Source organism: Sphaerochaeta sp. S2, from assembly GCF_016406725.1.
In the GTDB taxonomy this organism is placed as follows: domain Bacteria; phylum Spirochaetota; class Spirochaetia; order Sphaerochaetales; family Sphaerochaetaceae; genus Sphaerochaeta.
Window position 1 is genome coordinate 1 of record NZ_JAEKNT010000032.1, and the last position, 5,900, is coordinate 5,900.

General features: G+C 47.7%; 6 protein-coding genes. All 6 read right to left on the reverse strand.

Annotation, left to right across the window (positions count from 1 at the left end; translation table 11 throughout):
• Positions 1–165: 165 nt before the first annotated feature.
• From JF818_RS00785 to JF818_RS00810, 6 genes are read right to left on the reverse strand one after another with little or no spacing between them, the layout of a single operon-like run.
• A complete protein-coding gene (locus JF818_RS00785) occupies positions 166–2,148 on the reverse strand; it encodes a sigma-54-dependent Fis family transcriptional regulator (protein WP_198890093.1) in 1,983 nt (660 codons plus the stop codon).
• Between the two features lie 21 nt (positions 2,149–2,169).
• Positions 2,170–2,829 carry a deoxyribose-phosphate aldolase gene (gene deoC, locus JF818_RS00790; protein WP_198890094.1) on the reverse strand — a complete coding sequence of 220 codons (660 nt, stop codon included), beginning with the start codon at positions 2,827–2,829 and terminating at the stop codon, positions 2,170–2,172.
• A 14-nt stretch (positions 2,830–2,843) separates the two neighbouring features.
• The gene (locus JF818_RS00795) at positions 2,844–3,452 is read right to left on the reverse strand and encodes a hypothetical protein (RefSeq protein WP_198890095.1); all 609 of its coding nucleotides are present in this window, start codon (positions 3,450–3,452) and stop codon (positions 2,844–2,846) included.
• Position 3,453: 1 nt separating this feature from the next.
• Complete coding sequence (locus tag JF818_RS00800) at positions 3,454–4,215, reverse strand: GntR family transcriptional regulator (protein ID WP_198890096.1); 762 nt, start codon at positions 4,213–4,215, stop codon at positions 3,454–3,456.
• A 2-nt stretch (positions 4,216–4,217) separates the two neighbouring features.
• Positions 4,218–5,093, reverse strand: a complete 876-nt coding sequence (locus JF818_RS00805) for an MBL fold metallo-hydrolase (RefSeq protein ID WP_198890097.1) — start codon at positions 5,091–5,093, stop codon at positions 4,218–4,220.
• Positions 5,093–5,671 (reverse strand): glucose-6-phosphate isomerase family protein, encoded by a 579-nt coding sequence (locus JF818_RS00810; protein WP_198890098.1) that lies wholly within the window; start codon positions 5,669–5,671, stop codon positions 5,093–5,095. Before JF818_RS00810 ends, JF818_RS00805 begins: the two co-directional genes overlap by 1 nt.
• Between the last annotated feature and the right edge of the window lie 229 nt (positions 5,672–5,900).

Consider the following 5,900-nt stretch of genomic DNA (forward strand, 5'->3'; position numbering starts at 1 on the left):
GTGCGGAAGGTGACCTCTGCACAGGGCAGTCCGCCTGCGATCAGGGCTCCTGCAAGACCCTCGGCCTTGCTGGCATCATCGATCTTCACCACCGGTACCAGGCCGATCGTATGGATTTGTTCAAACAGTGCTTCATGCATAGGGTTGCTCCTTCTTGGATACTAATTATGAGTCGATATAGCCTTTTCTGAAGGCTTGCAAGTCAATGTTATAGCGGTTCAGCATGTTGTAGACCGTTCCCCTGGAAATCCTGAGCAGTGTGGAGACCTCTCTAACATTCCCATTTGTTTTCTGGAGAATCTGGATCAACTTCTCGCGTTTTCCTTCCTCGAGGGAGAATCCCTCTTGCTGGGTTTGGTTGTGGGAAAAATCATTTGGTTGGTAATTTATGATGGTACTGGGAATATCATGGATGGTGATAAGATCGTTCTCACAGATGACAGCCGCACGCTGCAGTACATTCTCCAGCTCCCTGATGTTTCCAGGCCAATTGTATACTTCAAACAATTTACAGACCATGTCATCAATCGTGAGATTTGGTTTCTCGAATTGATGTTGAAATTTCTTGAGGAAGAATGCGACCAGCTTATGAATGTCTCCATTGCGCTCCCTTAATGGGGGCAGATTGATGGATAGGACATTCAAGCGGTAGTACAAGTCATTCCTGAATGTTTGTTCCTGCACTGCAATTGCAAGGTCCCTGTGGGTGGCCGCGATTACGCGGACGTTCACCGGAATTGGATACTTGCCACCTATTCGCACTACTTCCTGCGTCTGTAATACACGAAGGAGGACTGCCTGGACTTCCAGGGGCATCTCCCCAATCTCATCCAAGAAGAGTGTTCCTCCTTCTGCAAGTTCAAATTTACCAAGACTGCCGCTACTCTTAGCGCTGGTAAATGCCCCACCCTCATATCCGAACAATTCACTTCGGATCAGTTCGCGAGAAAGAGCCCCGCAATTTATGGCGATGAATGGTTTATTCCGTCTCTCACTTGCATTATGAATCGCCTGGACCAATAGCTCTTTGCCGGTTCCGGTTTCTCCCATCACCAGTACATTTGTGTTGTTCTTGCTTGCCAGCTGGGCAATTTTCAGCGGTTGTTCCATAGCAGCACAGGAACCGATGATATCAGAGAAGCTATAGCGGGCATTCGCACCAGAGGCCTTGTTGACGATTCTCCGTACCGTGGCCGGGGTTCTCACCAGGATGACGAGATTGATGCCAAGCTTGTCGAGCTCCAATTTGTAGGTGGAGCAGGTAATATGTGCATAGGAGGAGCCAATCTTGATGGGTAGGTCCTGCTCATCGAGCATCTTTCCTTGTTCAGCCAATGCAGTGAGATTTACTTCACTATGGAATAGGTCTTTCAGAAAACGTCCTTCCCAAGCTCCCTGTACCTTGAAGATGTCGAGTGCTTGTTGGTTGATCTGTTTGATTACTCCATCCCGATCAATGGCAATGATCCCGGTATCGACATACTCGAGCAGCGTTTTCTGCTGCTGGATGACTTTTTCTTGGTCACTGAGCTTGAGTTTGAACATCAATTCCCGTTCAATGGCGTTTGATGATGCTTGTACCATGGGAGCTATGGTTCCTGTATCTTGGTAGCTTGTAATGGGACAGGCAACATTGATGCATCCAATAATTGTATTGCCTGCATGGAGTGGGTTTGCATAGCATGCCCATGCATGGTTCACTTTTCTCCAATGCTCTGCACCAACCACTTCCACAGAGCTGTCTATGGCAAGTGCCAAACCGATTGCATTGGTTCCTACAAGCTTTTCGCTATGGATGGTTCCTTCCTCAGGATAACTGATTTCCGGATAGGCTGTGGGATTGGCAAGCACCTCCAGGATAACCGCATCAGCATCACAGAGGGTGATTACCGCTTGGTCATCCTTGATAAGGGTAAAGAGTTTATGCATATAGGGTAGGGAAGAGGTGATCAGTTCCTGTACTTTCCTTCGTCTCTGATTCAGTTCCTGGTCGGAAACTGTTTGCATGTCTGCAAGGAAGGGGTCGAGACCAAGTTCTCTTGAGCGATGCCAGGAAGCTGCTATCTCGGGTGCAACCACGCCCAGCTCCACCTGTTTCTGGTGGAGTGCAAATTCCTGCCATAGTTCAAAAATACGATGCTCACTCATATGCATTCCTTGTTGATCAGATTACGATTGCAGTTCTTCCAGGAGTTTAAATGCGGAACTGGTGCCGATGCGTTTTACCCCTAAATCCAATGCTTGCTGTACCCGTTTCATGGAAGAGAAGCCCCCTGCAGCTTTGACACTTGTCTTGGTTCCTGCGACTGCCTCAGTCATGATGGCTACTTGTTCGATGGTTGGGGATGCGAGATAACCGGTTGCAGTTTTTACAAAATCAGCACCTTCCTCTGCGCTGATGAGAGAAGCAATACGGATCTCTTCATCAGTGAGGAGCGATACTTCGAGTATGATCTTTAGAATTGCAGAGCCCGTCGCTTTTCTACACTCCCGTGCTTCCTTTCTGATCTGATCCCAATTCCCCTCTTTTAGAGCCCCCAAGTCGAGGACATAGTCACAATCACTTGCACCTGCTTTCAGGCAGAGTCCGATCTCATGGCACTTCGCTTTAATGCTCCATGATCCATGGGGGTAAGCTATTGCACTGGTGATGCCTGTCTTGCTGCCTTGTAAGAGACTTGCAGCATAGGGTATGTAAACGGGTTCTATGGCGACGGTTGCAAACTCGTTTTCCCTTGCCTCAATGCACAGCTTTTCTATCTGTTCTCTGGTTGCCTCAGGCTTGAGTAATGTATGGTCGATGATGTGGCAAAATGCTTTTCTGTCCATGGTGCGTATCCCCCTTAATAGGCCGACAGGTTTCCCGGTGTCTGCGATAGGCAGATACGGTGCGTGACAGGAAGTGCCGGGTCAGGTACTGAACAGGCAATTTCCAGATTCGTAGTCGGTATTCCCTGTTTCTTGTAGAGAGAGAGTGCTGTTTCGATATACTCTGGGGTGGCTCCATCGAGCGAAGTTCCTGTTCCCAAACAGAGATGGTTCAAGCCTAAGGTGAAACAGCGAGTAATAATTTCCTTCAAACGCTGCAGCGGTAGTTCAGCGAGGACTATGGTTGGGACCAGTATAAGCGAACTTTTTGCTTTCAATGTAGAAAGCAGTGCTTCGATTTCATTGAAACGACCATCACGAACATAGCCTGCAGGGAGAGCAAACGTGAAATGTGAGCAATCCAACTCCATAGCTCTCTCCATCATGAAAGAGAGTTGTTCATCCATCAGTCCTGCAAAGGGAAGGGAAGCCAGCATCCCTGAGCGTTCTTCCCTGGGCAGTCTGCCAACAGCAATTTCTTGGAGATATAAGGTATCCATGTCCTCGGCTTCAGCTTTATCTGCAAGATCCTGGATCTGTGATGTCTTCAGGCTTGGCCCATAGGCGAGCAATGTCTGCTTCATATCATAACCTCTTGTTTCTGATTTCAATGACGAATTTGTTGAGATCACCCCGGTAATATGCCTTTGAGAATTCGAAGGGCACTCCTTCCTTGGTCCTGGAGATGGTTTCGATATATTGCAGTGGGTCCTTTGCCTTGATATGCAAAAGCTTCGCTTCAAACTCTCCTGCGCTTCGGATTTCGATGATTCTCCTGGTCCAGTCAATTGCAACGTGGTACTTGCTCTGCAGCAATTTGTACAAGGAGTTGTTTACCAGGTCTTCCTGGATCAAATTACGAATGCCTTTAAAGGAAGCAGGAAGGTAGGTGTACACCAGGACAATAGGTTCTTCTCCCGTTCCCCTGAGTCTGATCAACTGTACGACTTGTTCTCCAGGGGGAAGGTCCAGAGCTTCCCGAATTGCCAGGGAAGGTTCAATGAGGGAGAGGTCGAGTACTTGGGTTGTTGGAAGCAAACCCTTTTCCTGCATCTCATCATTGAAACTCTCCAAGACTGAAAGAAAGTTCTGCTCCAGTTTTTTTTGGATGGTGAGGGACCCCTTTGCCTTGTGGCGCTCGATGACTCCTTCATTCACCAACTCTTTCAATGCCTGGCGAACCGTAGAGCGAGAGATGTTAAAATGATTGCAGAGTTGCTGCTCTGTAGGTAGCGATACCACCCCATCCTGGGTCTTTATGAACTTGAGTAAAAGCGTTTTCAGTTGGAAATACAGTGGAATGGGAGTATTTTTGTCGAGTTGTTGCTGTGCAAAAAAACTATGCATTGCTACTTCCTCTCATTAGTATAGGTATAGATGGTTTTTAGGCTTGGGAGTATGAATGTGGCATCCTTTTCCCACCCTTGATCACTGAGCGTACTGATGATCGAATCTTCAGCCACAGTATTGAAATCGAACATACCAAAATGGTGAGGTATCAAGAGGGATGCGCCGATATCCTTTGCGAGGTTCCCTGCTTCTGCTATCGAGAGATTGCCGATGATGCCCTTCTCGGTAAGATGGGGCTTTTTCCCATTTACCGGTAGGAAGCAGAGTGAAGGGTTCCATGTCTTGATTGACTCACAGAGCGAAGGAAATCGCACGGTATCTCCACTGTGGTACCACGAGACAAACCCCATATCGACCACGAATCCAAGTGCTTTTATCTGACCCCAGGAATCATAGGTGAGCTCTTCATGAGCAGCTGGGATTGCATGGATAGCTATTCCTTCCTTCATAAGGAAAGACTCCCCCTCACTCAACCCAACTATCCGACTGGAGGGGATTCCCATATCCAGGAGACGGGAGACCTCGTAGCGAGGAGCAATGACCAGTGGTCCTTTGCCATCGCTGAAGAGGGGAGTGAGTGTTTCCTTGTCCATATGGTCGGTATGCCCATGGGAGCATAACACGACATCAAGGTTTGTGAGTGAATCTGGGGGAATAGGGATATCTACCATGCGTTTGTGAGGAAACTCCCCACCTTGGTATTTCCTTGCCAGGGAGTCGGAGAGGTAGAGGTCAATTCCCAGACGAATACTCTTGGTTTTGAACAGGAATCCTGCCTGTCCTACCCATGCAAATTGCATGGAGTTAACAGGGATTTTGTCTGTCTCTTCGTAAAACCATGTTTCCAGTGAATCAACAATGTGTTTTTCTACCATCAGTTTGCCTTCCAATTAGGGTTGTCTACCACCTCATACATCTCATTACCTGTTCTCAATACCAGTTTCCTGAAGCCTTTCTGCTCGATGGTTCCATAGTCATGTCCTGCATCGGCAGCAAAGGTAAAGAAAGTGACCAGTGGTTCGGAATCACTGATATTTACCGATCGATGTGCATAGCGGCCGGGAACAAGGACTGCTTCTCCTGCGGTAAGTTCTTGTATCTCGGTTTCCCCTTCAGGATTCTCCATTACCATTAAACCATGTCCTGAGAGGCAGAGATATACCTCAGCAGTGTCGAGAACGGTATGAAAATGACCCTTTGTCATGTAAAACTCTCGTCCTACCACACCAGGGTAAACGATGCTGGTGCCATACGCGAGATTACCTGGTTTTTCTTCCACCCCAAGGTCATAGAATTCATAGATCAGTGGATTGGAGGAATCGATCAGGGAAGTGAGCTTTTCCTCATCAGCGAAGATGCCCTTGAGGTTGGTGGCATAGCGTTTGAGGGATTCTACGCCTTCACTTTTTGCGAGTCCGTTTTTTAGGTTGAATTTGGTTTTAGATGATTGCATGTATTGCTCCTCCTCCTATAAAAAGTCAACAGTAAAGTTAGGAAACTGCTAACCTTTGTTTGTTTTACTATAGGAGCTGTCAAGTCAAGCCCCTATGACCTCCTCGACAGTGAACAGACACTTGTCCCTCACCATCAAGGCTGGATTGAACGGTTCCCTGTTGTGGAGCATGGCAAAGATGATTCTCGCCAATTTCCTGGTCGTTGCAATGATTGACTTGCCGGAACCC

Bases quoted from the DNA above. Each gene is read 5' to 3' on its own strand.
- JF818_RS00795 (WP_198890095.1), bottom strand. From the start codon at position 3,452: ATGAAGCAGACATTGCTCGCCTATGGGCCAAGCCTGAAGACATCACAG.
- JF818_RS00810 (WP_198890098.1), bottom strand. From the start codon at position 5,671: ATGCAATCATCTAAAACCAAATTCAACCTAAAAAACGGACTCGCAAAA.
- JF818_RS00805 (WP_198890097.1), bottom strand. From the start codon at position 5,093: ATGGTAGAAAAACACATTGTTGATTCACTGGAAACATGGTTTTACGAA.
- JF818_RS00785 (WP_198890093.1), bottom strand. From the start codon at position 2,148: ATGAGTGAGCATCGTATTTTTGAACTATGGCAGGAATTTGCACTCCAC.
- JF818_RS00800 (WP_198890096.1), bottom strand. From the start codon at position 4,215: ATGCATAGTTTTTTTGCACAGCAACAACTCGACAAAAATACTCCCATT.
- deoC (WP_198890094.1), bottom strand. From the start codon at position 2,829: ATGGACAGAAAAGCATTTTGCCACATCATCGACCATACATTACTCAAG.